Source organism: Arabiibacter massiliensis (genome assembly GCF_902386925.1).
In the GTDB taxonomy this organism is placed as follows: domain Bacteria; phylum Actinomycetota; class Coriobacteriia; order Coriobacteriales; family Eggerthellaceae; genus Arabiibacter; species Arabiibacter massiliensis.
Window position 1 is genome coordinate 624,393 of the sequence record NZ_LR698996.1, and the last position, 24,537, is coordinate 648,929.

Genomic DNA, 24,537 nt, shown 5'->3' on the forward strand with positions numbered 1-24,537 from the left:
CCAAGCTCTCTTGGCGGATACGCAAGTTGAGGGTTCTCCATTTCTTACCCTCGCACAATACCGGCTTCCCTCGGTGCTCTTTTTGTCGACTTCCTTTACCAGCAGCTTAATAAACGGGGATGTCGATTCGCAGTTACTTGCTCAGCCTAATCCCAAACGAGGTCACTTTCGATCCGAATTCTTCATTATTTACGTCACCAAGCAGCTTGTTTACAGTGTAGCCTGCATAATCGATGTTATTAATTTGCTCCATGCTTTTATATTTACCAGCTTCTTGACCTTTAAGAGTAGCCGAGAGTATGACTTGGTTTGGTAGGTTGACAAAGAGAGGCAAGGCGCGTTCTTCTCTGGCGGTAGAAAGCTCCTCTGCACGGAATGAATCGATAAGTATTGGCAAACCGTGGGCTACATGTATAGCAAGGGAGTAAACGCGGGCAAGGAAGAATTCCGTGGCTTCGCTTCCCATGTAGGGACTGTGAGCGGAAGTAAATAGATCAGTATACTCCTCTGCTCCAGAATCATCGTTTATAATCTGACGCATCATGTTCATTGTTTCAAGCATTGATGCTTTTAGATCGGCTCGATCTTCACTGAGTTCTTTATCTACCCGTTTAGCATCTTTGAGTCTTTCGGATATGCGGTCAAGCTCATCGCAGATATCACTTAGCTCGCGATCTATTTCTTCAAGATCGATATAATCCTCTCGAGCAACATAAATGTCTTCTAACGTAATCTCCCTTGTATCGGCAAGTGAATTGAATCGCCGTTGCAGTTCTCGTATCTGCCTATCAAGACGATCGACTTCGGCAGCATATGAATCAATCCTGTCCTCAACCGTACGAACAATCTGTCTGCGCATATCGTCAGTTGTAATATCGAAAACAAAATCTGAGCCTGGCATCTTATATCCAATCGACTCCTGTCCACAATTCATGCACACGACTGATCCGACCTTTATTTCCCTATTTAGTGAGCGCAGCTCATCAAGAACCGATTGGTTCTTCTTCATCCGTGTATATGAATGGTTTCGACGCTTTTGGGAATCAGTAATTAACTTCTTCAGCCCATCGAGTTCTGCGACGAATCTGATGGTCGCTTCTCTGTCCGCTGTAGGACTGACTGCCTCTAGAGATGTTCCCACTCGCCTCAAAGTGGACGATTTTTTAAAAAGCTCATTTTTACGAGTCTTGAGGACTTCTCTTTTGCGTTTGAGTTCCTTTTCAGTCTCTGAGTCCATCTGCCTCGCTTCCAACCCCTTGATAGCGAAGATCATCTCGGTAAAGTCATCCTTCTTGAAATAGCTGCCAACAGTATTGGAAGTGTTTCTACCCGCCTGTGCAACAAAAGCCATCTGCGTGTATAAGGAAAGGCCAGTAAGCGTTGGTACTCCATTTTTAATAATCGTAGGTAATGGAGAAATATGCTCACTCCAGTATTCGTCGAAGCTCATTCTGGATTCAAGCGGCGTGATCGTTTCGCTGCTTTTTATGACGAAAGTATCTTTGTTTCGAAGGATCGATAGCTCTTGACCATCATCGTCAATATCGACAATGAAAAAATACTGCTTATGCTTGAACGAAGGGGGAAACATCGGATCGGAGCCAAGTGCATACATTATTGATTGCATGACGATGGTTTTTCCTACATGGTTCTCATCGCTTGTAATTATGTTGACGCCATCCGTTAATTCGCCCTGAATATAAGATTCAATCTCATTACCAATATAAACTTTTTTGACTTTAATCATTTGCGCAACCCATCCTTTATGATAGCTATGAAGTACAAGTGCGAGCGTCTGTTCATATGCGTGCATGCTTGCAAATTGGTGATCTCTATCAACTTATGAACGTCCTGTATGTCCGCTCCAAGATCTACCTCAAAGATAGCTACGATCTCGTTAAAAAGCGTCCAGAATGCGTCACGATCATTCTTGTCGAAATACTGGGTGAACAATTCATTTCTACAATCCTCTAAAACCTCGTCCTCGTTTTCTTCTGGAGGAAGCGATGCCAGATAGTATCGAAAGTCTTCGGGTACATCATCCTTGAAGAAATCGCGATTAAGCAAGCGCTCTATGATCAACAATTTGATATCGCGAACCTTGAGAACTCGCCCAAAGTCCATTACTTTATCTGGTCTATCTATACTTGCGCCTGCAATACCAGCACGATTTTTGAGAGCTGTCTGCTTGTCGCGTATTTCAGCAAAGATACGTCTAAGTTCACGCTCGCCTGGCAACAAAACGGATGAGGTGCGAGCTAAAGATAGGATGTATTCGATAGGATCTGTTTTAGCTACGACGAACCTTACGCGATCTAGGAATGCATCAATGTTCTTATCAGTAGCCAGATCAGCAAACATGCCTTCATGACGATTATTGCAGGCGACGATGAGATGCTCTTTCACGCTTTTCTGAGCCCTTGGCTTCATGTCATGAAAACCAAACTCCGACGACTCCGGGTTTTCTAAAACACTTACAGAAACTCCGCCAACAAAAATAGTCAGCGTGACAAAATACTGAGAGAACTCGCTTACAAAGTTTTCAAAAAGGGTCGCTAGATCTGCGCCTAGCTTGGAAGGGGTGATACCTTTTCCTGCTTTGGATTGAACATCATGGAGAGAAAAGCATGAACTATCCATTCCAGTCACATCATTGAAGCAATCTATTGCAAACTGGTCAATTTCATCGCATTCGTTCGAGAAACACATCAGATGAAGCAGTGCGCAAGTCTCAGCTTCGTTTCCCGCAGGCGTGCCCTTCTCCGTTGAAATGAAAGTATAACCCATCTACGAGCAGTCCTTTCTTCAGCAAATCTCATGTAGCCACTAAAGCGAGCAACGCCCATACAACGAGCGCTGCGGCCTTAGGCAGGCCCGAAGCTGTTCTCCGTCAGAAAGACACATAAGAGCCCTTAGATTGCTGGTCGCACAAGCGACTTTCTCAGACACAAGTTTCTTTGTAAACTTTCTTTGATACATATTTTACCAGATGAGAATTATAGACTTAGTAATGACTAACATTTTATTGCAGAGCAGGTAACGACCCTTTAAGGAGTTCGAATGGCACGACCTTTGACTTTGAGAAGATTCGTTTACGGACATTTTAATCATTCGCCCCCGCCCCCTTTTCGGCCTTAGCCATTATTCGCTGCTTGGCGGTATAATGGCCTCGCAAAGACACACACCGCACCCAATCGTATAGCGTTCTTTCGTGTTCCGTTCGGGCCTTCCACCTGGACGGAACGCTTTTTCGCGCGCCGGGCGGGACCGACCATCGAGAAGAGCATCACATTGCAACGCGACAAGATCAAGCCGATACTTTTTAGCATCGTCAAGCACTCCAGCGCCGAGGAGCTCAAGCGGCAACTGCCCAAGGACGTCCTCTCGGGCTCATGGTGGCCGTCGTTGCGCTGCTCTTGTCCATCGCGCTCGCCATCGCCTCGGGCGTGAGCCCCGAGCAGGGGCTCTACACCGCCATCGTCACCGGGTTCCTCATCGCCTTCCTCGGCGGCAGCCGCGTGCAGATCTCGGGCCCCACGGCGGCCTTCGCCACCATCGTCGCGGGCATCGTGGCCACCGATGGCGTGGACGACCTGGTCGCGGCCACCATCATAGCCGGCGTCCTGCTCATCCTGATGGGTCTGCTCAAGCTGGGATCCCTCATTCGGTTCGTGCCCTACACCATCACCACCGGCTTCACTGCGGGTATCGCGGTCACCCTCGTCATCGGGCAGGTCAAGGACTTCCTCGGCCTCGCCTTCCCCGCCGGCGCGCCGACCGTCGAGACTATGGACAAATTGCAAGCCGTCGCCCAGAGCGTCGGCACGGCGAACTGGCAGGCCCTTCTCGTGGGCGCGGTGTGCCTCGCTATCCTGTTCCTCTAGCCCAAGGTGAGCGAGCGCATCCCCGGGTCGCTCGTGGCGCTCCTCGCGGGCGTCGCAATGGTGAGCGGCTTCGGCATGCAGGTGAGCACCATCGGCGACCTCTACGTGCTCACGAGCGAGCCGTCCGCGCTTCACATCCCCCAGCTCAGCGTCGACCTTTTGCGCGACCAGCTGCCGAACGGCGTCACCATCGCCATCCTGGCCGCCATCGAGTTGCTTTTGTCCTGCGTCGTGGCCGACAGCATGATCAGCTCGCACCACCGCAGCAACATGGAGTTGGTGGCGCAGGGCGTGGGCAACATCGGCTCGGTGCTGTTCGGCGGCATCCCGGCAACGGGCGCCATCGCGCGCACCGCCGCGAACGTCAAGAACGGCGATGCCCGTCATCGCGGCCATCCTGCTGCACGTCGCGTACAACATGTCCGGCTGGCGCAACTTCGTCCACCTGTGCAGGACGGCCTCCCGCGGCGCGGTGGCCACGCTGCTGCTCACCTTCGCGCTGACCATCGTGTTCGACCTGGTGGTGGCCATCGGCGTGGGCATGCTCATCACAGTCGTGCTGTTCATGAAGATGGTGAGCGAGGAGACCGAGGTGCGCGGCTGGAAGTACTACGGCGACGAGGACTCCGAGGTCACGCACCTGCGCGAGCTGCCCGAGAGCGTGCGCGTGTACGAGATCAACGGCACGATGTTCTTCGGCATGACGGACCGCATCTCCGACATCTCGGTGAAATCGTTCACGAAGTACCTGATCATCCGCATGCGCGGCGTGCCCTCGCTCGACTCGACGGGCATGAACGCGCTCGAGAGCCTCCATGCGTACTGCCGCGAGAACGGCGTCAGCCTCATCTTCTCGCACGCCAACGAGCAGCCGATGAAGACCATGCGCGCGCCGGCTTCGTGAACCTCGTGGGCGAGGACCACTTCCGCGCCAACATCGACGACGTCATAGCCTTCGCACGCCACCTGCTGGACGAGGAGGGGGCGGTGGCGAAGGCCTGACCTACAGCGCCCCGACCGTCTCCCGGTACACGAAGCAGCCCACGATGTGGTCGTTCACGATGCCGACGGATTGCAGGTAGGCATAGATGCTGGTGGAGCCGACGAACTTGAAGCCGCGCTCCTTCAGGTCCTTGCTCACCTGATCGGAAAGCAGCGTGGTGACAGGGATCTCCGTTTGGCTCCGCCAATGGTTCACGATGGGCGTGCCGTCCACGTAGCTCCAGATGAACGCGTCGAAGCTGCCGAACTCCTCGACCACGTCCAAAAACAGCCTGGCGTTGGTCACGGCGGCTTTGATCTTCTGGCGGTTGCGGATGATGCCCGCGTTCGCCATGAGCTCCTCGATCTTCGCCTCGTCGTAGGACGCCACCTTGACGGGATCGAAGCCGTCGAACGCCCCGCGGTACGCCTCGCGCTTCTTGAGGACGGTTAGCCACGAGAGGCCCGCCTGCGCGCCCTCGAGGATCAGCATCTCGAACAGCTTTCGGTCGTCGTGGACGGGCCTTCCCCACTCGTTGTCGTGGTAGTCCACGTAAATCGGCAGGTCGCCCGCCCACGGGCACCTGGTCTTCTCCTCCATGTCACTCCCCCAATTCCACGCCGACAAGCTCGGAGAGCTCCGCGCGCGAATGCACGTCCAGCTTCTGATACAAATGCTTGATATGCGTCTTCACCGTGCTCGGCGCGATGTAGAGGTCCCTTGCCACCTGCCCCTGCTTCTTTCCTTGGACGATCAGGGTAAGGATCTCGGACTCGCGCGAGGTGAGGCCGAACTTGACGCTCAGCTCGTCGCACTTCACGCCGATCCGCAAGCGATTTTCGCAGCTTTGGCCGCTGAAGCTCTTCAGCACGGCACCCCATGGCGTCGTCAGCTGCTTTTCGGAAAGAAAGAACAGCGTCGCCGTCGCGACAGCGACGGCGACGACCGCGCAAAGCGCCAGATAACCGAACGAGGATGCAGGCAGCACCTCCGTCGCCGTCAGGCCCGCCTGCACCGACACGAGCCGGACGGCCCGCTCGATGCCGAAAAGCCATACCGCGTTGAACCCGTATTGATAGGTGAGGTTGCTGAGCACTACCATGATGACGATCAACACGAAAGTGTAGGCTCCCAAGGCGCAGAAGCTTGCCAGCTCCCCGCCGAACGGGATCCAAGAGCCCAGGGGGACGAGCGACATCAAGAGCAGCGGGCACGCCGCGAAATAGGCGAAGGACAGCCTCAATCGATCACGGCGCAGGCAGACGACCAGGTACACCGCGCCTGCGGCGGCCACGCAGCCGAAGCCCGAATGGATGCCCAGCTCGCTCCCGAACACGCTCTCGCACATTCCGTAGGAGAAGGAGTAGAGCGCTACGATCGCGATCGGCTTCCAGGGGAAGGAAAAGGAACCCCATGCGGCGTGAGGACGCTCGTTGTCGGGCAAGAGCGCGTAAGCGCGACGAAGGCAGATCAGGCTGGCGACGGGGATGAGGCACGTGCAAACCCACAGCCAGGGAATGGCAAGTCCTTTGAAAAGCCACAGCACCAAGGCGCCGACGACCAACCCTCCAGAGAAGTACAACGCCACTCGAAACGGATTCAAGCATCCGAACAGCTCGGACCACAGCAAGATGATGAGGGCGATGCCGATCGCTCCCAAAACAGCGGCAGGAGCACCGAAGACGCCTGCCAGCTCGGGCATGTAAACACTTAAGAAGTTCATGCAGGCGGAAACTACCAGACAGGTGCCGGTGGCAAAGGGAACCCCCGGTTTGCCGTGCAAGGGCGCGATTCGCCGGGAGCAGGCGGTGGCAACGAGCAGCACGGCAGCGGCTATCATGTTGAAAGCAGCGAACCCAAAACCCGTCTGGTCTTGGGAGGGAAACGCGATGGCACCGTTGGAGTACACCGTTTCCGTCCACACGCGGAACAACCCCATGCCCGTGAAGGCAAAAGGCATCTCGATGAAGAGCTCCTTCAAGTTTGCGAACCGTTTCACCTTCATGACGCGCCCCCGCTCGTATGAGCCTTCCCTTCCCCTGCGCTCCATCCCGCCTAACCCTCTGCGAGGGAATTATAGCGCCGAAGCGTGGGGAGAGATGCTCCGATTCGCCAATATCCCCCCTCTTTACGAGGCAGGGGGGATGCCTCTCTCCCGAATATCCCCCTCCTTCCAGGTGCGGAGGAGGATGGCGAGACGCGGCCGGCCTTGTATGGTTTCAAGCGACGACGGCGATGCGGCTCCCCTTACGCAGACATCGCCTCGAGCAAAGGGAGAGGAAGCGTCCGGCATCGGAAAACCCGCGCCAGACGCGCATCGAGAAAGGAACGAACATGGAACGGAACATTTCGCGCCGCAACTTCTTGACCGGGGCCGCTGCTGCCGTAGCGGGCGCTGCCGTCACGAGCATGGCCGGCTGCGCGCCGAGCGGCAAGGCGTCTGCGGAGGCCAACGCGGGCGCCGCCGAAGGAACGCGCTGGAGCTGGGAGACCAAGCCCGAGCCCATCAGCGACGCGGACATCGTCGAGACGATTGACACCGACATCTGCGTGGTGGGCTTCGGCTCTTCGGGCACCACCTGCGCCATGGCCGCCGCCCAAAGCGGCGCGAAGGTCGTCGTCCTGCAAAAGCTGGACCAAGTCATCACCAACGGATGGTGCGTCGCCGCGTACAATTCCCAAATGTTCCTCGACGCCGGGCAAACCTACGACCTCGCGCAGATATACAACGACTTCGCCAACCTGTCGAACGGCCGCGACAACCCCAAAGTCGTCCAGACCTTCCTGCGTCGCAGCGGCGAGGTGATCGACTACATCATCCGTCAAACGCCTGAATTCACTCCCGTCATGCAAGGTTCCGGCCACACATACGGCTGGTACATCAACAACGACATGGCCACGCGCTACGAGCAGTTCAAGAAGCTCCTGAACGCCGTCGCCGACAAGGCAGTGGCCGCCGGCGCCGACGTTCGCTACAACACCCCCGCCGTTCAATTGGTCCAGGACGAGACCGGGCGCGTCACCGGAGTGATCGGCGAGGGCAAGGAAGGCTACGTCAAGGTGAACGCCTCGAAGGGCGTCATCCTGTGCACGGGCGACACGTCCGACGACAAGGAGATGCTCGAAGCCTACTGCCCCCTCATGCTCGGCGTGCAAAGCATGCACGGCGCGCCGTGCAACACAGGCGACGGACAGAAGATGGGCCTGTGGGCAGGCGCCTCCATGGACCCCGCCCCCCACACCATGATGATGCACTTCGATCCCACCTGGATGCCCGAAGGAAACGCCCCCTATTCCGGCATTCCCTGGCTTCGGGTGAACCTGAACGGCGAGCGCTTCGGAAACGAGAACCTCGGCTATCAGAGCCATGTGACCCAGGTCCGCTATCAGCCGGAAATGACCGCCTTCCAAATCATCGACAAGAATTGGGACCAGCACGCTCCCAAGGGAGACTACAAGCATCCCAACAGCCACAGCCGCGGCACGGCAGATCCGGCCAACGATTGGAAGTCGGCCCTGGAGCGCGGCGCCATCGTCGAGGCGGACAGCATCGAGGAGCTTGCCGATAAGTGCGGCATCGACAAAGAGAACCTCGTGGCCACGGTCACTCGCTACAACGAGCTGGTGGATGCTGGCTACGACGAGGACTTCGGCGTCGATGGAACGTTCATGACCTACAACGGCATCAAGGAAGCGCCTTTCTACGCCATCAAGCGCATGCCCGCCGTCCTGTCCACGTGCGGAGGCCTCGCCATCAACGAGAAGCTCGAGGTGCTCGACGAGTCCAACAAGCCCTTGGGCGGCCTCTACGCCGCAGGCAACGCGTCCGGCTCCTACTACGGCGACGATTACCCCCTGTTCATCACCGGCGGCTCCCACGGTCGCGCTTGGACCTTCGGCGTGCTGTCGGCCCGCTCGGCCCTCGGCATGCTCGAAGAGCCCGTGGATACGCTCGGCGCATAGCGCCTCCGCATCCTCCCTCCCGCGCAGAGGGTCCTCCGGGGCCCTCTGCGCGCTTTCGCCCCTAGTGAAACGTCATCCGGTACACGAGCGTCGTGCTCTCCCCCGGTGCGAGCACGCGCACGCCGGGCTTCTCGGCCAGCTCGCGCGACGAGAAGTGCGCGTCAGGCAGCGCCGACCAGGGCTCGAGGCACAGGTAGCGCGCGTCGTCCTGGCCGTCCTTCGTCCAAATGCCCAGGTAGGGGAAGTCGGGGAATTCAACCGTCACCTCGCGGTCGTTCTCGACGCTCGCCAGCGCGACCCTGCTGCCGAGTACATTCTCCAGCACGATAGTGTCGATGCCCAGCTGCTCGGGGGTCTTCGTCAGGCGGCCGTCCTCGAGCGGCACCTCGATCTTCGGGAACGTCAGGATGCCCGAAGCGTCCATGTCGAACATCTCGATTGCATCGAGGTCCTCGAAGCGCACGAAGTAGTCCGCCATATGCTCCCCCGGCAGCAGCCGCGTCGCGTACGCCTCGTGACCGCCCAGCTCGAACGGCATCGGTGCGTCGCCCATGTTCTCCACGGTGTGCGACTTCACGATCGCGTTGCCCTCGAGCGAGAAGTCAACGAGCAGGCGGAAGTCGAAGGGGTAGACCGCGCGCGTCCCGTCGTCGGAGACCGTCTCAAAGCGCGCGTGCATGGCCGACACCTGCTCGGCCGCGAACACCCTGTCGCGGCAGAACCCGTGCATCGGCACGTCCACGCGCTCGCCGCCGTTCGCGTACCACCCGTCCCGCAAGCGCCCGATCAGCGGGAACAGAAGCGGCGCGCGCCTCCCCCACACGGCCGGATCGCCGCACCACATCCGCTCGAGCCCGTCGCACACGACGCTTTGCAGCTCCGCCCCCTTATGCGCGATGCGCACGGAAAGCGCTTCGTTCGCCAATGAAACCATCATTGCCGCCTATTCCCGTTTTGACAAAAGGACGCTCTACGCCGCAACCCCTACTTCCCACCTTCGGCTATCTCGCCGGTGCGATAGGCCTCAAGCAGCCGCTCCAACTCGGCTATCTGGCGCTTGAGCTCGGCGCCGATGTCGGTGTCGGCCACCAGCGTGCGGCCATCCACGCGCTCCACCACGCTGCGCGACGAGTGGATGTCGAGCTCGCGCTCCACCGCCGCCTGCGCTGACTCCAACGGCTCGTGCGCGGCCAGCACGAACCCGTACGAGTTCGAGATGAGCGTGTAGCCCGCGATGCCGGTGGTGGGCTGGTAGGCCTTCGAGAAGCCGCCGTCGATGGTGAGCACGCGCCCGCCGCACTTCACCGGGTCCTCGCCGTCCTTCACCTTCACCGGCACGTGCCCGCACACGATGCGCGACGTCTCGGGGTCCATCCCGAAGTCCTCGAAGATGCCGGCCATCACGCGCTCGTCGTTCAGGTAGGTGTAGAACGGGTTCTTGACCTCCTTGCGCGCCTCCTTCTCGGCGATGAGGTAGATCTCGAACGTGGCCATCTTGCTCTTCGCGAACAGGGGCGAGCCCTCCCCCAGCCACATGTACCACAAAAGGTCGCGGCCGCGCTTGCGCATCTCGGGGTCGGGGTCGTTGAACGCCGCGCGCACGTAGCGCTCCATCACGTCGTAAAGCGCCCGGCCCTTGTACTTCTCGCCGAACACGTCCGTCTCCATAAGCGAGCCGTCCTCGTTCAGCGGCACGCACGCGTGGAACAGCAGGCTGCCGTTGTACACCTTGTACAGGCTGCCGGCCTCCAGGAAGAAGTGCATGTGGCGCTGCAGCTTCTCGCAGTTCGTGAACGCCTGCTCGAGGCGCTGCACGACCTCTTCCTCCTCAGGCGTGAGCCGGTAGGGGTCGGCCGGATCCACCGTAGGGAACACGGTGTCGGTGAGCTCGTATTCCACTCCGTCGAGCATCACCGTGCCGCGCTCGTAATCGATCTTGTCCAGAAGCTTACGGCTCTCCAGGCCGAAGCCGGGGTTCTCGTCGATGAGCTGGCCTTCCACCTTGAACTGGATGATGGCCATGGCCTTCTGTATCTTCACGTTCATCTCCAGCTCCTGCGGCGGCAGGTCGGGGTTGCCCTTGAGGGCGAAACCGACGCAGGGGTCGTCGGCGTAGGCGCTCGTCGCGAACGCCGCGAGCGGCAGGATGTTGATGCCGTAGGCGTCCTCCAGGATGGAGAGGTTGCCGTAGCGCGCGCAGTTGCGCACCACGTGCGCGATGCAGCCGCGCTGGCCGAGCGCGGCGCCCATCCACACGATGTCGTGGTTGCCCCACTGGATGTCGAGCGAGTGGTAGCCGGCGAGCGCGTCCATGATGACGTCGGGGTACGGCCCGCGGTCGTAGATGTCGCCCACGATGTGCAAGTGGTCGATGGCGAGGCGCTGGATGAGTTGGCAGAGCGCCTCGATGAGCGCGTCTACGCGGCCGGTGCGGATGACGGCGTCGATGATGGCGGCGTAGTAGGCCTGCTTGTCCACGCCGTGGCTGTCCTCGGTCATCAGCTCCTCGATGATGTAGGCGAAGTCGCGCGGCAGCGCTTTGCGCACGCGGGAGCGCGTGTACTTCTGCGCGGCGCGGCGGCACACGGCCACGAGGCGCGGGATGGCGACCTCGTACCAGGCCTGCGCATCGGCGGTGCGCGCCAGCTCCAGCTCCATCTTCTCGCGCGGGTAGTAGATGAGGGTGGCGAGCGAGCGCTTCTCCTGCTCGGTCAGCTCGTCGCCGAACACGTCGTCTATCTTGAGACGGATGGAACCCGAGCCGTTACGCAGGATGTGCGAGAACGCCTCGTACTCGCCGTGGATGTCGGAGGCGAAGAACTCGGTGCCCTTCGGCAGGTTCAGGATGGCGCTGAGGTTGATGATCTCCGCCGAAGCCTTCGCGGCGGTGGGAAACGACCGCGAGAGAAGTTCCAGGTACCGCTTTTCCATCGCATCCATGGGCGAGCCTCCTTGGGTCCGAGCAGCTTGACGATAGCCCTATGATACCCGCTTGCAAGCCGCGTCGCCCAGCCCGAAACCGAACGGTTCGGATAATCGACAGAGAACGAGAAGCGTCCGGAGCGAAGATCGATGCCGGGCGGGCAATCGAGAGGACTACTCCCATTGCTTCCACACGTCCGGCGCGTAGCCGACCGTGGCCTGCTTGCCGTTGCGCACGATGGGCTCGGCCAGCACGTGCTGGTTCTCCAGCAGCTTGTCGAACCTCTGGTCGGGAGACAGGTACGCGAGCAGCGCCACCGCGTCCTGGTCCTTCGCCTTCGGGTCGATGAGCGCATCGATGCCGCCGACCGCGCGGCGCACCGATTCCAGCTCGCCTTTGCTCATCCCCTTCTCCGCGAGGTCGATGAACTGGAACTTCACACGCCGCTCCTTGAAGTAGCGCTGCGCCTTCTTCGTGTCGAAGCTCTTCTTGGTGCCGAACACCTGGATGTTCATCGCATTCGCCTCCCCCGCCTGCTAGATCGGCTCGACGCCCAGAACCACCAGATGCGCGCAAGGATGTATGCCGACGTCGCGTTTATAAATCAATATTGATTTCGTATTTATCTTCAATGAGTACGCAGTTTACTTTATATTTCTGCGCATAGTTTAATATTTTTGCATTGTCTTCCAATGCACCCTCCATAGTACACCATTCATCGTCTACACGATTTTCAATGGTATTTGCATATCCCCTTATGTCTGCAAAATGACTTCTAATATACCCTTCGCTCATTACAAGACAATAATATTTAATATGTTCAAGATATTCAGGATTAAAGCCCTTTTGCCAATCGAACGGAATATTGCAGCCCTCAACAACTAAATTCTGCTTATTTTCGATAGCAGTTTTAACCATTTCGCGGACGATAGGCCATAAGTATGCGGTCAAGTCTTTATCATCACTCATCGGTGTGAGTTCTGTATTTCCGCTGCGAATTAACCCCATTTTAAGATGATCTATTGATAAGTATGGGTATTTATACTTCTCGAGCAATTTTTGAGCAAGTGCTGTTTTGCCTGTATGCGATGCTCCTGTAATCAAAATAATCATTTCACTTACCTCCACAAATTCCGATTTGTCACGGCTGCTTAGCGAACAACCCCGCCCCTTACCTCACCGGATCGTAGTTCAGCTTAACGGGGATATCGGTGGTCACGAGCTTCATGATGACGGGGCGCAGGCCGTCGAGCGTGGTCTTCAAGACGGTGATCCTCACCTTGTTCATGACCATGGCACATCCTTTCACGAACGGCGCCCGACTTTTTCAACTCCCCGGCTATACTAGCAAGCGAACATACGCGGAAGCGTGGTTATCCCAAAACGAACGCTTTCCACTATAGGGTCAGGAGCAGAATCCGTGAACATCCAAACCACGCTCGCACGTGAGCTCAACCTGACTGCCGCCCAGGTCGCGGCCGTCATCGGGCTCGTCGACGAGGGGAACACCATCCCGTTCATCGCCCGCTACCGCAAGGAGGCCACGGGCGGCATGGACGACGCCCAGCTGCGCGCCTTCGACGAGCGCCTCTCCTACCTGCGCAACCTCGAGGCCCGCAAGGACGAGGTGCTGCGCGCTATCGACGAGCAGGGCAAGCTCACGGACGAGCTGCGCGCGAAGATCGAGGTGGCCGAGGTCATGCAGCGCGTGGAGGACCTGTACAAGCCGTTTAAGAAGAAGCGCGCCACCCGCGCGTCGAAGGCGCGCGACGCCGGGCTCGAGCCGCTCGCGCTGCTCATCCTGGCGCAGGGCCGCAGCGACAAGACGCCGCTCGCCCTGGCGGCCGGGCTCGTGAACGCCGAGGCCGGCTTCCCCACGCCGGAGGCGGCGCTGCAGGGCGCGCAGGACATCGTGGCCGAGGCCATCGCCGACGACGCCGAGCACACCGAGGCCCTGCGCGCGTTCACGAAGCGCACCGGCGCGCTGGCCGTGGAAGCGGTCGACCCGCACGAGAAGACCGTCTACGAGGCCTACTACGACTTCTCCGAGCCGCTCTCGCGCATCCCCAACCACCGCGTGCTCGCCGTCAACCGCGGCGAAAAGGAGGGCAAGCTGCGCGCGAAGGTGCGCGTGGACGCGGACGCCGCCATCGAGCAGCTCGAGCGCCGCGTAGTCAGGAACCCGGCAAGCCCCTTCGCCCCCGTGCTGCGCGAGGCCCTCGCCGACGGCTACAAGCGCCTGATGGCGCCTGCCCTCGACCGCGAGATGCGCAGCCTCCTCACCGAGCGCGCCCAGGCCGATGCCATCCGCGTGTTCGCCAAGAACACCGAGAGCCTCCTTTCGCAGCGCCCCGTGCGCGGCGCGCGCGTCATCGCCATCGACCCGGGCTACCGCACCGGCTGCAAGGTGGCGGTGCTCGACGAGTACGGCAAGCTGCTCGACTTCACCACCGTCTACCCCACCCCGCCGCGCAGCGAGGTGCGCAAGGCGCAGGACAAGCTGGCCGAGTACGTGAAGCGCCACCGCGCCAACACCATCGTCATCGGCAACGGCACGGGCAGCAGCGAGACGGAGGAGGTCGTGGCCGACCTTATCACCCGGACGGACGCGCCCCTGCGCTACACCATCGTGAACGAGGCCGGCGCGTCGGTGTACTCGGCCTCCCAGCTGGCGAGCGAGGAGTACCCCGATCTCGATGTCACCACGCGCGGCGCCATGAGCCTGGGCCGCCGCCTGCAGGACCCGCTCGCGGAGCTGGTGAAGATACCGCCGCAGTCCATCGGCGTGGGCCAGTACCAGCACGACCTCAACCAGGCGGAGCTCGGCCGCGCGCTCGCGGGCGTGGTGGAGCGCGTCGTGAACCGCGTGGGCGTCGACCTCAACACGGCCAGCGCGAGCCTGCTCGGCTACGTGTCGGGCGTGAGCGCCGCCGTGGCGAAAAACATCGTGGCCTATCGCGAGGAGCACGGGAGGTTCGCCGACCGCCGCGAGTTGAAGAAGGTGCCCAAGCTCGGTGCCAAGGCCTTCCAGAACTGCGCCGGCTTCCTGCGCGTGACGGGCGGCGCGAACCCGCTCGACGCCACGAGCGTCCACCCCGAGAGCTACCCCGTGGCGCGCGAGCTGCTCAAGCGCGCGAAGGTGAAGCCCGAGGCGCTCGCCCGTGGCGGCGCCCCCGACATCGCGAGCCGCCTGGGCGACCTCGCGGCGCTGGCGGCCGAGCTGGGCGTGGGCCTACCCACCCTGCGCGACATCGTCGCCGAGCTGGAGAAGCCGGGCCGCGACCCCCGCGACAGCGCGCCGGAGGTCGTGTTCAGCAAGGGCATCCGCTCCTTCGACGACCTCGCGCCCGGCATGGAGCTCACGGGCACCGTGCGCAACGTGGTGGACTTCGGCGCGTTCGTGGACATCGGCGTGAAGCAGGACGGCCTCGTGCACGTCTCCAAGCTGGCCGAGCGCTTCGTGCGCCACCCGAGCGAAGTCGTGGCCGTCGGCGATACCGTCACCGTCTGGGTCGCCGCCGTCGACAAGGATCGCGGCAAGATCTCGCTCTCCATGGTGAAGGGCAAGGCGTAGTCGCAAAACCCAGCTCCACCGGCTCCACCAGTTCGCAACAAGGATCGTCAAGGCACTAGCCGCCGCCTTCGATTCGTGGTATAAGGGTATTCGGAGACATCGCAAGATGTTTCCTCCAAGTCGCCGGGGGGTGTCCTCCGGCACACTTGTCTATGGGGGATTTCTTTGAGGGAGATGAACGTGATGAGGGAGATGAACGTGAACCTCGTCCCCCTCTGCCCCAGAACTCGGTGACGATATCCGCGGAAAGAAGCTTGGAGTTGCCGCCCATCACGTACGCGAAGCGGCAAGGTGCTCCATGAGCAGGTTGAAAGGCAAATACGACTTGCCGCATTGGCGAGCGCCCGCCACGCATCACTTTGCACAATTTTCTAAAACGGATTGTAGAGGATATCGGGAGACCCGCACCTCCCCCCTACCGATCGCTCCAAGCGCGCACGGTGTTGCTTTGGTGTACTGAGCGCACTATCGTGTTGCGAGAGCGACAACCCGAGCGAAAGGCGGCGCGCTATGCAGGCGACCAAGGAGATCGAGAGCATCCTCGCCAAAGGGCAGGCGAAGTCGGGGCTCAACCCGCTCGCGTTTTTGGACGGCGTGCTCGACGGCAACCCGTTGGAGGCCATCGTCGGCGGCTCCGGCGCGGCCGATTCGACGGCGCTCTACGCCAAGGCGGGCAGACTGCGCTCGGACACGAGAATTGTGCCGCTCGCGTGCGCGCCCGACCAGGCGGTCGACGTGCTGCGCGATCTGGCGGGCAAGCTGGGCAAGAGCCTGCTCGCCCTGCGCCAGCCTCCCACCGACGCGCCCTTCATCGCGTACTTCAACAAGGGGCCCATGGCCAACCCGACGGTCGTCGTGGCCGAGGCGTGCCCGAACGGCGCGCAGGCGCAGCTGGTGCTGACGGGCTTCACCGTCAAAGCCGGCCTCGTGCAGGGCCACTCCCTGAACGCCGCCTTCGACAAGCTGACGAAGCTGCTGTAAGCGCCGCGGCTAGCACACCACGAGGATGAGACACTAGGGCCTGCACGTCAAGGGCCTGAGCAACGTAGGCCGCCCACCGGACGAGACGGACGCACCTCACACGAAGTCGTAGGGCATGCGGCGTTTGACGGCGTAGAACAGGAGCAGCGCCGGAGCCATGAGCGGCGAGAAGACGACGGCGCAGGCCAGCACGGCGATCCGCACGGCGTAGAACGCGAGCCGCCGCCAACCGGTGCGCGGACGGGTCTCGCAGGTCATGCGCACGAAGCCGCCGCCGAGCGTGCGCCCCTGCCGGCACCACGGGACGACTCCCTCCGCCACGACGAACACGCCGACGAGCACCGAGCCTTCCCACCAGCTATCCTCGGTCCATGACGCGTCGCCCGTCAGGTGCAAAACGACGCTTGCCGCGGCGAGCGCGACGAAGGCGGCTGCACCCGCCGCCGTCAGATCGATCCAAAACGCGACGGCGCGGCGCACGAAGCCGGGGCGGTCGGTCACCTGCCCTTCCCGCGCGAGCTCGCCCGGCGGCAGGAACCGTGCGGCGAGCGCGGCGAAGCCCCAGCCCACGGCAGCACCCGCCGTGTTGCAGAAGAGATCCAGCACGTCGAACATACGGTACGCATGGGGATACAGGCCGAACAACCCCGTGAGCTGCGCCGTCTCTATCAAAAGCGACGTGGCGAACCCTAGCGCGATCGTCGGCATCGTCCCCCAGCGCAAGAAGCGGCCCGCGATGAAGCCGAGCGGCACGAAGAACGCCACGTTGGCCACCATGTCCGGCAGGGCGCGCACGCCGTCTTTCGCGAAGTCGTCCAGGAAGCCGAGCGGGTTGAAGCGCGGAGGGATGCCGTAGGTGATGCCGGGCCCGGACGTGCCGTCGGGCAGCGGATAGAGCGTGAAGCACCCGAGCCCCAGCACGTAGAGCACCGCGAGGTAGGCCGTCACCGCCGATGCCGCGCGCAACCGCCCGTCGCGATGGTACAAATACGCGAGGATGGGCAGCGTGAGCGCCATCGAGGCGAGCGGCCACAACGCCACCGCCGCCATGAAGCTCTCGCTGAACCGCCCGAGGAACTGCGAAATGAAACCCATGCGCGCCCGCTCCCTTCCCATCCGCCGCGCTCTTCTTCAAGGCTCCAGTATGGCGCGGCCTCCTTGCGGGGCTCTTGCCCGCCGCTTACGGCGCGCTTACTTCTTCGTAAGCCTCGGCGCGCGAACCGTTACAATGGGTGCATGGAAACTTCTCGCAACACTCAGCCGCCCACCCCGCCCGCGCCCGACCGCATCCAGGTGCGCGGAGCGCGCGTGCACAACCTGCGCGACGTCGATGTGGACATCCCCCTGAACCGCCTCGTGGGCATCGCGGGCGTGTCGGGGTCGGGCAAGTCGTCGCTCGCGCTCGGCGTGCTGTACGCCGAAGGGTCGCGCCGCTACCTGGAGGCGCTCTCCACCTACACGCGCCGCCGCCTCACGCAGGCGGGGCGCGCCGACGTGGACGAGGTGCTGCACGTGCCCGCCGCGCTCGCGCTGCACCAGCGCCCCGCCGCGCCCGGCGTGCGCAGCACCTTCGGCACCTCCACCGAGCTCCTGAATTCGCTGCGGCTGCTGTTCTCGCGAACGGGCAGCCACGTGTGCCCGAACGGCCACCGCGTGCCGCCCACCTTGAACGTCGCCGCCGAGCGGCCCATCACGTGCCCCACGTGCGGCGTGGAGTTCTTCGGCCCGAGCGCCGAGGAGCTGGCCTTCAACGGCGACGGCGCGTGCCCCGAGTGCGACGGCACCGGCATCGTGCGCGCGGTGGACGAGGCCGCGCTCGTGCCCGACGAGTCGCTTTCCATCGACGAGGGAGCGGTGCTTCCGTGGAACACGCTCATGTGGGACCTCATGAAGCAGGTCGCCCGCGAGATGGGCGTGCGCACCGACGTGCCATTTTCCCAGCTCACGCCCAAGGAGCGCGACATCGTGTTCCGCGGCCCCGCCGAGAAGCGCCACATCCTGTACCGGGCGAAGAAGACCGAGACGTTCGCCGAGATGGACTTCACCTACTTCAACGCCGTGTACACCGTGGAGAACGCGCTGGCGAAGGTGAAGGACGAGAAGGGCCTCGCCCGCGTGGCGCGCTTCCTCAAGCAGGGCCCCTGCCCCGACTGCGGCGGCACGCGCCTCTCCGACGCGGCGCGACGCCCCCAGGTGGCGGGCATCGACCTGGCCGAGGCCACGGAGATGACGCTCGACGACCTGGTGGAATGGGTCGCCGCCGTGCCGGGCGGCCTGCCGCCCGAGATGCGGCCGATGGCCGTGAGCATCTGCGAGTCGTTCCAGCACACGGCGCGCCGGCTCGGCGACTTGGGGCTGGGATACCTCTCGCTCGACCGCGCGGGAGCGACGCTCTCCACCGGCGAGCGGCAGCGCGTGCAGCTGGCCCGCGCCGTGCGCAACCGCACCACCGGCGTGCTCTACGTGCTCGACGAGCCGTCCATCGGGCTGCATCCCGCCAACGTCGACGGTCTTTTGGAGGTCATGCGCGATCTGCTGGCCGACGGCAACTCGGTGGTGATGGTGGACCACGACACGCGCATCCTGCGCGAGGCCGACCACCTGGTGGAGCTGGGCCCGGGTGCGGGCGCGGCGGGCGGGCGCGTGGTCGCGCAGGGCCCCGTGGCTAAGATCGAGGCCGACCCCGCCTCGCTCATCGGGCCGTTCCTCTCCGGTGCGCGCACCGTGCGCGTGCGCGACCGCGCGGCGGCCAGCGACGTGTTTACCCTCGGCCGCATCCACTTGGAAACCGAGGCGCTCCACACCGTGAAGCCGCTTTCCGTGGACATCCCGCGCGGGCGGCTCACCGCCGTCACCGGCGTGTCGGGCTCGGGCAAGACCACGCTCGTGCTGGAGAGCCTCGTGCCCGCGCTGGCGGCGGCTGCGATCGGCGAGGCGCCGGCCGCCCACGTGCGCGCCGTCGAGGCCGCGGGCATCGAGCGGGCGAACCTCATCGACGCCTCCCCCATCGGCATCAACGTTCGCTCCACCGTGGCCACCTACGCGGGCGTCCATGACGAGCTGCGCCGCGCCTTCGCCCGCACGCCGGATGCCAAGGCCGCCGGTCTCAAGGCGGGCGACTTCTCGTACAACACCGGCAAGCTGCGCTGCCCGGTGTGCGATGGCACGGGTTCCATCAGCCTAGACGTGCAGTTCCTGCCCGACGTGGGCATCACCTGCCCCGCATGCCGCGGCTCGCGCTACGCGGCCGAGGCCGACCGCATCCGCCGCTCGCACGCAAGCGACCCCGTGGATATGCTGTCGCTGCCCGACCTCATGGCCATGAGCGTAGACGAGGCCCTGCCGTGCACGGCCGACCTCAAGAAGGTGGCCACGCGCCTGCAGACGCTCCACGACCTGGGGCTCGGCTACCTCACGCTCGGAGAGGCCACCCCCGCGCTCTCCGGCGGCGAGGCCCAGCGCCTGAAGCTGGCCAGCGAGATGAAGCGCTCGCAGACGGATGCCGTGTTCGTGTTCGACGAGCCCACCATCGGCCTGCACCCCTTGGACGTGCGCACGCTCTTGGAGGTGTTCGACCGCCTGGTCGCGCAAGGGGCCACCGTCGTGGTGATCGAGCACGACCTCGATGTCATCGCCAATGCGGATTACGTGTTGGACCTCGGCCCCGGCGGCGGTGCCTCCGGCGGCCGCATCGTCGCCGCCGGCACCCCCGAAGAGGTCGCCGCCAACCCCGACAGCGTCACCGGGCGGTATTTGTAGCCGCAGGAGCGCTTCGCGACGGACGCCGCCTCACGCCTGGCGGTAATGGCTGAGGAAATCGCTAAGATCGCGCATGGCCTCGCCGAGCACCTCGATGCGGGGCAGGTACACCACGCGGAAGTGGTCGGGCTTCTTCCAGTTGAAGCCGCCGCCGTGCACCACCAGCAAGCGCTTCTCGTGCAAAAGGTCGAGCGCGAACTTCTCGTCGTCCACGATGTTGAACTTCTTCACGTCGAGCTTCGGGAAGATGTAGAAACCGGCCTTGGGCTTCACCGCGGTCACGCCGGGGATGTCGTTGAGCGCCTGGTACACGTACTCGCGCTGCTCGTACACGCGCCCGCCCGGCACGATGTAGCCCTGCACGCTCTGGTGGCCGCCGAGCGCCGTCTGCACGATGGACTGGGCGGGCACGTTCGAGCACATGCGCATGTTGGAGAGCATGTTGAGCCCCAGGATGTAGTCGCGCGCGGACGCCTTGTCGCCCGAGAGGATCATCCACCCGATGCGGTAGCCGGCCACCATGTGCGACTTCGACAGGCCGCTGAACGTGACGCAGAACAGGTCGGGCGCCATCGAGGCGATGGAGACGTGCTCGAGGCCGTCCATGACGATGCGGTCGTAGATCTCGTCGGAGAAGATGATGAGGTTGTGCTCGCGCGCGATATCCACGAGTTCTTGGAGCACCTCGCGCGGGTAGAGCGCGCCGGTAGGGTTGTTGGGGTTGATGATGACGAGGGCCTTCGTGCGGCTCGTCACCTTCTTGCGGATGTCGTCCATGTCCGGGTACCATTCGGCCCCTTCGTCGCACACGTAGTGCACGGGCGTGCCGCCGGCGAGCGTCACGCAGGCCGTCCACAGCGGATAGTCCGGCGAGGGCACGAGCACCTCGTCGCCGTTGTCGAGCAGCGCGAGCATGCTGAGGTTGATGAGCTCGCTCACGCCGTTGCCGGTGTACACGTCCTCGATATCGACGTCCGGGATAGCTTTGAGCTGCGCGTACTGCATGATAGCCTTGCGCGCCGAGAACAGGCCCTTCGCCGAGGAGTAGCCCTCGCACTCGGCCAGCTGGCGGCTCATGTCGAACACCATCTCCTCGGGCGCGCGGAAGTCGAAGGGCGCCGGGTTGCCGATGTTGAGCTTCAGCACGCGCGCGCCGGCCGCCTCCATGCGCTCAGCCTCCTCCACCACCGGTCCGCGCACGTCGTACAGCACGTTGTCCAGTTTGGTCGACTTCTTGATCTCGCGCATGGTCTCGCTCCTCAGTTCAATTTCGGATGATTCGTTCGGTTCTGAAAGTTCAATTTCTCCCTTGGCGGTGCCCGTCGCATCGTGCCCCGCGCCGTCGAGGAGCCACGCCTCGGGCACCTCGAGGATGTCGGCGAGCAGACGCCCCACCGGGCGGCGCGGCTCGGTTTTCCCGTTCGCGTATTGGCTGACCTGGCTCTTCCCAAGCCTCGTTCCACGTTTTGAGGCGATGCGTATCAGATCGGCCTGCTTGAGTCCCTTGGCCGCCATCGCCTGCGCAAGGCGGTCGGCGAACGTTTCGTGCTGCATGCTCATAGACGCTCCATAGGTTCAATTTCGCTTGGAATTAAATTGAACCTATTGAACCAGAGAACCGCCGAGGATACAAGGCATGCGCAGAAAAGTTCATTTTCCGGTACCGCAGCGAAGGCAGACGGTCAGGCCGCGTCGAAATGTGCCGTTGGAGACGTGGTAGAATCTAACCGTGCAACCCGCAACCGCCTCGAAGACACGGAAGGCCCTCATGACGGAACAGGACTTGAGCGATCTCGATTACGCCACTGGCTACGAGAAGATGTACGGCATCACCGACGAACGCGAGGATTACCTGCGCCTTCTTCAATACCAGCTTCATCGCTTCGACACGCGCCCCACGGCTCCGAAATGCGACAGGGCGCTCATAGAGCGGCTCGAAGATCAGAGGGAGATCCTCGCCGCTCACGGCTTCGACCCCACGAAGGAAGACCATATCTTCGAAACCGTGAAAGTCGACTTCGTGCACACCACCGCTCGCATCGAAGGCAATACGCTTTCGCTCAAGGAAACCGGATTGGTGCTCGAGGAGGACGCCGTCATTCCCGGCAAGCCTTTGAGCGAGCACCTCGAAGTCGTCGACATCGCCCGTGCGTTCGACCTCATGGTCGAGCTCGTGCGCGACCGCAAGCCGCTCTCCGAGGAAGTCATCCTCTCCATCCACGAAGCCGCATCGGCGCATCTGGACGACTGCGAGCCCGGCGAGTACCGCTGGGACCAGCGCTACATCTCCTCCTCGCCCATCATCCCCCCGCCACCCGCGCGCGTCCCCCAGTTCATGAACAGCCTCCTCGCCTGGACGAAGAAAGCCGAGGGCCCCGCGATCGAGACGGCGGCGCTCTTCCACCTCGCGTTCGAGGACATCCATCCCTTCCAGGACGGCAACGGCCGCACGGGCCGCGTGCTGCTCAACTTCATGCTGATGAGCGCCGGCTACCCCGCCGTGAGCCTCAAGGCTGACGAGGCGGGCGTCGCCGCGTACTACCAGGCCATCGAGTCGTTCACGCGCGACTTCGAGGGCCGCGACGGTTCGGCGATGGTCGACCTCGTCGCCCGCCGGCTGGAGGACTCCATCGGCCAGCGCATGCTGCAACTGGAGCAGCAGCGTTCGTAGTCCCCTCTCATTTGCCCTTACTGTCGTCCGAAACGTACGGTTTTGGCGCGAAAACCGTACGTTTCGGGCGACAATGCGCCGTTCACTCGATGTCCCAGATGTCGTCGAAGGCGATGCGCTCGCGCACGATGGTGAGGGTGCGGCCGGCCTCGTCGATGTCGCTCACGAGGCCGCGCGCGATCACGTAGGCCTCGCCGTCGTAGTAGGTGACGGCGACCATCGCGCGGCGCTCCACTTGCGCGAACTTCTGCGACAGCTCGAGCGCGCGCTCCTCGGTCATCTCACGCCGGGGCTCCGCCGTCCGCTCGCGCTCGCGGACGAGGTCGTAGTAGCCGCGCAAGGCGGCGAAGGGCATGAACTGCTGGGCGCGGTCGGCCCGCGGGCGGCGCTCAGGCATGGTGGCCCCCTATCTGCTCGTTGCGCTCGCGCGCCGTGGCCTTCTCCTTCAAGCTCGTGCCGCGCAGAAGCGCGTTCTTGCCGAAGCGGCGCTTCACGTCGAGCACCGCGCGCTGCAGGCTGCGCTCCTCGGCCTCGGCCGCCTCGTCGGTGAACAGGTCCATCGTGGCGAACTCCTCGGGCAGCACCCCGCCGAAGCCCACGTTGAGGCGGCGGATGGGCGCGTCTGTGCGCGTGGTCTCGTCGTAGAGCTCCAAGAAGCGCGGCATGAGCTTGGAGAACAGGTTCGTGCGGTCGGGCTGCTTGCGCGTGGCGCCGGTGTGGGGGAAGGAGCGCCTGCCGCTCGCGGGCCTCCTGCCGTGGCCGCCGTCGAAGAACGCGCCGCCCTCCCCGTCCGCGTTCCCGCCCGGCCCCTTCGCGTAGCCCACGAACAGCGAGATGGACTCCGCCACCAGGCGCTTGTCCGCCAAATCCAGCACGAGCTGGTCCACCATCTCCTTGAGCACGTCGCGCGCCTCGTCAAACGTGTAGTCGCCGGGCAGAACCTGCCCGTTCATCAGGGAATGGCCGCTCGGCTCGTAGGCGTGGATGTCGGCGATGGTGCAGGGCTCCACCCCGTGCGCATGGTCGATGAGGTACTCCGCGTTCACGCCGAACTCGCGGTAGAGCGTCGCCTCGCTCATCTCGCACACGCCGCGCAGGTCGTGCACGCCGTACTTGGCCAACCGCCGCGCGATGCCGGGACCGATGTTCCAGATGTCGGTGATGGGCCGATGCGTTTGGATGCTGCGCTCGAACTCTGCCTGGTCGAGCGCGCCGATGCGGTCCGGCGCGTGCTTGGCCGTGATGTCGAGCGCCACCTTGGCGAGAAAGAGGTTCGGCCCGATGCCCGCCGTGGCGTAGACGCCGGTCTCGGCCAGCACCGCGTCCATGAGCATGACGGCGAACTCCCGCGCGTCCACCTGGTAGAGCGCAAGGTACGGCGTGGCGTCGATGAAGCACTCGTCGATGGAGTACGCGTGGATGTCCTCCGGCGACACGTAGCGCAGGTAGACGGAGTAGATGTCGGCCGACACCTCCATGTAGCGCCGCATGCGCGGGCGCGCCATGATGAAGTCGACGCCCTCCGGGATCTCGAACACGCGGCAGCGGCTGGACAGGCCGAGCGCCTTCATCGGCGGCGTGATGGCCAGGCAGATGGTCTTCTCCGTGCGGTCCGGATCGGCCACGACGAGGTTCGCCTTGAGCGGGTCGAGCCCGCGGTCGGCGCACTCGACGCTCGCGTAGAAGCTCTTCAAGTCGATGCACACGTAGGTGCGCCCCTCGGCCACGCCGCCCTCCTTCGAACTCTCGTTTGTGGAAACGTTTGTTCGCTAGTATACCACGTTCGAGAAGGGAGGGGCG

At 62.6% G+C, this 24,537-nt stretch carries 19 protein-coding genes and 1 pseudogene; 7 read left to right on the top strand and 13 right to left on the bottom strand.

The window, feature by feature from the left end; genetic code table 11:
• Window positions 1–133: 133 nt before the first annotated feature.
• Window positions 134–1,747, bottom strand: coding sequence for a hypothetical protein (locus FX134_RS02725; protein WP_080797428.1), 1,614 nt, complete (start codon window positions 1,745–1,747; stop codon window positions 134–136).
• Window positions 1,744–2,787 carry a hypothetical protein gene (locus FX134_RS02730; protein ID WP_143412115.1) on the bottom strand — a complete coding sequence of 348 codons (1,044 nt, stop codon included), beginning with the start codon at window positions 2,785–2,787 and terminating at the stop codon, window positions 1,744–1,746. Before FX134_RS02730 ends, FX134_RS02725 begins: the two co-directional genes overlap by 4 nt.
• 605 nt (window positions 2,788–3,392) lie before the next feature.
• Here FX134_RS02730 and FX134_RS14730 point away from each other — a divergent pair.
• Window positions 3,393–4,199: pseudogene (locus tag FX134_RS14730) on the top strand (SulP family inorganic anion transporter); the annotation flags it as partial.
• Window positions 4,200–4,260: 61 nt separating this feature from the next.
• Window positions 4,261–4,788: an STAS domain-containing protein gene (locus FX134_RS14735; protein WP_232050821.1), complete on the top strand. Its 528-nt coding sequence runs from the start codon at window positions 4,261–4,263 to the stop codon at window positions 4,786–4,788.
• A 99-nt stretch (window positions 4,789–4,887) separates the two neighbouring features.
• Here the strand turns inward: FX134_RS14735 and FX134_RS02740 are convergent, their stop codons facing one another.
• Window positions 4,888–5,466, bottom strand: a complete 579-nt coding sequence (locus FX134_RS02740; RefSeq protein ID WP_080797430.1) for a DNA-3-methyladenine glycosylase I — start codon at window positions 5,464–5,466, stop codon at window positions 4,888–4,890.
• Between the two features lies 1 nt (window position 5,467).
• A complete protein-coding gene (locus FX134_RS02745; protein WP_172623350.1) occupies window positions 5,468–6,871 on the bottom strand; it encodes a response regulator transcription factor in 1,404 nt (467 codons plus the stop codon).
• A 329-nt stretch (window positions 6,872–7,200) separates the two neighbouring features.
• On the opposite strand from FX134_RS02745, the gene FX134_RS02750 reads away from it, so the two are divergent.
• The gene (locus FX134_RS02750; RefSeq protein WP_172623351.1) at window positions 7,201–8,829 is read left to right on the top strand and encodes an FAD-dependent oxidoreductase; all 1,629 of its coding nucleotides are present in this window, start codon (window positions 7,201–7,203) and stop codon (window positions 8,827–8,829) included.
• Between the two features lie 61 nt (window positions 8,830–8,890).
• On the opposite strand, the gene FX134_RS02755 is transcribed toward FX134_RS02750, so the two are convergent.
• The 5 genes from FX134_RS02755 to FX134_RS14925 all read right to left on the bottom strand — a co-directional run bounded on the left by FX134_RS02755 (window position 8,891) and on the right by FX134_RS14925 (window position 13,046).
• Complete coding sequence (locus FX134_RS02755) at window positions 8,891–9,763, bottom strand: aldose 1-epimerase family protein (RefSeq protein ID WP_232050822.1); 873 nt, start codon at window positions 9,761–9,763, stop codon at window positions 8,891–8,893.
• 50 nt (window positions 9,764–9,813) lie between these two features.
• Window positions 9,814–11,769: a fructose-1,6-bisphosphatase gene (locus FX134_RS02760; RefSeq protein WP_080797434.1), complete on the bottom strand. Its 1,956-nt coding sequence runs from the start codon at window positions 11,767–11,769 to the stop codon at window positions 9,814–9,816.
• A 156-nt stretch (window positions 11,770–11,925) separates the two neighbouring features.
• Window positions 11,926–12,267: an arsenate reductase family protein gene (locus tag FX134_RS02765; protein WP_080797435.1), complete on the bottom strand. Its 342-nt coding sequence runs from the start codon at window positions 12,265–12,267 to the stop codon at window positions 11,926–11,928.
• An 82-nt stretch (window positions 12,268–12,349) separates the two neighbouring features.
• The gene (locus tag FX134_RS02770; RefSeq protein ID WP_080797436.1) at window positions 12,350–12,865 is read right to left on the bottom strand and encodes an ATP-binding protein; all 516 of its coding nucleotides are present in this window, start codon (window positions 12,863–12,865) and stop codon (window positions 12,350–12,352) included.
• A gap of 58 nt (window positions 12,866–12,923) precedes the next feature.
• On the bottom strand, window positions 12,924–13,046 hold the full coding sequence (locus FX134_RS14925) for a hypothetical protein (RefSeq protein ID WP_267900870.1): 123 nt from the start codon (window positions 13,044–13,046) through the stop codon (window positions 12,924–12,926).
• A gap of 126 nt (window positions 13,047–13,172) precedes the next feature.
• On the opposite strand from FX134_RS14925, the gene FX134_RS02775 reads away from it, so the two are divergent.
• Both FX134_RS02775 and FX134_RS02780 read left to right on the top strand, forming a co-directional pair.
• A complete protein-coding gene (locus FX134_RS02775; protein ID WP_080797437.1) occupies window positions 13,173–15,326 on the top strand; it encodes a Tex family protein in 2,154 nt (717 codons plus the stop codon).
• Window positions 15,327–15,836: 510 nt separating this feature from the next.
• Window positions 15,837–16,307 carry a hypothetical protein gene (locus FX134_RS02780; protein ID WP_080797438.1) on the top strand — a complete coding sequence of 157 codons (471 nt, stop codon included), beginning with the start codon at window positions 15,837–15,839 and terminating at the stop codon, window positions 16,305–16,307.
• 96 nt (window positions 16,308–16,403) lie between these two features.
• On the opposite strand, the gene FX134_RS02785 is transcribed toward FX134_RS02780, so the two are convergent.
• A complete protein-coding gene (locus tag FX134_RS02785) occupies window positions 16,404–17,402 on the bottom strand; it encodes a VanZ family protein (RefSeq protein WP_080797439.1) in 999 nt (332 codons plus the stop codon).
• A 141-nt stretch (window positions 17,403–17,543) separates the two neighbouring features.
• On the opposite strand from FX134_RS02785, the gene FX134_RS02790 reads away from it, so the two are divergent.
• Window positions 17,544–20,066 carry an excinuclease ABC subunit UvrA gene (locus FX134_RS02790; RefSeq protein WP_080797440.1) on the top strand — a complete coding sequence of 841 codons (2,523 nt, stop codon included), beginning with the start codon at window positions 17,544–17,546 and terminating at the stop codon, window positions 20,064–20,066.
• Window positions 20,067–20,096: 30 nt separating this feature from the next.
• Here the strand turns inward: FX134_RS02790 and FX134_RS02795 are convergent, their stop codons facing one another.
• Window positions 20,097–21,626 (bottom strand): aminotransferase class I/II-fold pyridoxal phosphate-dependent enzyme, encoded by a 1,530-nt coding sequence (locus FX134_RS02795; RefSeq protein WP_087881522.1) that lies wholly within the window; start codon window positions 21,624–21,626, stop codon window positions 20,097–20,099.
• A gap of 208 nt (window positions 21,627–21,834) precedes the next feature.
• On the opposite strand from FX134_RS02795, the gene FX134_RS02800 reads away from it, so the two are divergent.
• Window positions 21,835–22,737, top strand: coding sequence for a Fic family protein (locus FX134_RS02800; RefSeq protein ID WP_080797441.1), 903 nt, complete (start codon window positions 21,835–21,837; stop codon window positions 22,735–22,737).
• 82 nt (window positions 22,738–22,819) lie between these two features.
• On the opposite strand, the gene FX134_RS02805 is transcribed toward FX134_RS02800, so the two are convergent.
• Window positions 22,820–23,134: a hypothetical protein gene (locus tag FX134_RS02805; RefSeq protein ID WP_080797442.1), complete on the bottom strand. Its 315-nt coding sequence runs from the start codon at window positions 23,132–23,134 to the stop codon at window positions 22,820–22,822.
• A complete protein-coding gene (locus FX134_RS02810) occupies window positions 23,127–24,464 on the bottom strand; it encodes a Y-family DNA polymerase (RefSeq protein ID WP_080797443.1) in 1,338 nt (445 codons plus the stop codon). The genes FX134_RS02805 and FX134_RS02810 overlap by 8 nt, the downstream gene beginning before the upstream one ends.
• Between the last annotated feature and the right edge of the window lie 73 nt (window positions 24,465–24,537).

Excerpts from the sequence above, each read along its gene's own strand:
- FX134_RS02725 (WP_080797428.1), bottom strand. The coding sequence starts at position 1,747 with ATGATTAAAGTCAAAAAAGTTTATATTGGTAATGAGATTGAATCTTAT.
- FX134_RS02770 (WP_080797436.1), bottom strand. The coding sequence starts at position 12,865 with ATGATTATTTTGATTACAGGAGCATCGCATACAGGCAAAACAGCACTT.
- FX134_RS02795 (WP_087881522.1), bottom strand. The coding sequence starts at position 21,626 with ATGAGCATGCAGCACGAAACGTTCGCCGACCGCCTTGCGCAGGCGATG.
- FX134_RS02745 (WP_172623350.1), bottom strand. The coding sequence starts at position 6,871 with ATGAAGGTGAAACGGTTCGCAAACTTGAAGGAGCTCTTCATCGAGATG.
- FX134_RS02755 (WP_232050822.1), bottom strand. The coding sequence starts at position 9,763 with ATGGTTTCATTGGCGAACGAAGCGCTTTCCGTGCGCATCGCGCATAAG.
- FX134_RS14735 (WP_232050821.1), top strand. The coding sequence starts at position 4,261 with ATGCCCGTCATCGCGGCCATCCTGCTGCACGTCGCGTACAACATGTCC.
- FX134_RS02730 (WP_143412115.1), bottom strand. The coding sequence starts at position 2,787 with ATGGGTTATACTTTCATTTCAACGGAGAAGGGCACGCCTGCGGGAAAC.
- FX134_RS02785 (WP_080797439.1), bottom strand. The coding sequence starts at position 17,402 with ATGGGTTTCATTTCGCAGTTCCTCGGGCGGTTCAGCGAGAGCTTCATG.
- FX134_RS02790 (WP_080797440.1), top strand. The coding sequence starts at position 17,544 with ATGGAAACTTCTCGCAACACTCAGCCGCCCACCCCGCCCGCGCCCGAC.
- FX134_RS02800 (WP_080797441.1), top strand. The coding sequence starts at position 21,835 with ATGACGGAACAGGACTTGAGCGATCTCGATTACGCCACTGGCTACGAG.
- FX134_RS02780 (WP_080797438.1), top strand. The coding sequence starts at position 15,837 with ATGCAGGCGACCAAGGAGATCGAGAGCATCCTCGCCAAAGGGCAGGCG.
- FX134_RS14925 (WP_267900870.1), bottom strand. The coding sequence starts at position 13,046 with ATGGTCATGAACAAGGTGAGGATCACCGTCTTGAAGACCACGCTCGAC.
- FX134_RS02805 (WP_080797442.1), bottom strand. The coding sequence starts at position 23,134 with ATGCCTGAGCGCCGCCCGCGGGCCGACCGCGCCCAGCAGTTCATGCCC.
- FX134_RS02740 (WP_080797430.1), bottom strand. The coding sequence starts at position 5,466 with ATGGAGGAGAAGACCAGGTGCCCGTGGGCGGGCGACCTGCCGATTTAC.
- FX134_RS02760 (WP_080797434.1), bottom strand. The coding sequence starts at position 11,769 with ATGGATGCGATGGAAAAGCGGTACCTGGAACTTCTCTCGCGGTCGTTT.
- FX134_RS02750 (WP_172623351.1), top strand. The coding sequence starts at position 7,201 with ATGGAACGGAACATTTCGCGCCGCAACTTCTTGACCGGGGCCGCTGCT.
- FX134_RS02765 (WP_080797435.1), bottom strand. The coding sequence starts at position 12,267 with ATGAACATCCAGGTGTTCGGCACCAAGAAGAGCTTCGACACGAAGAAG.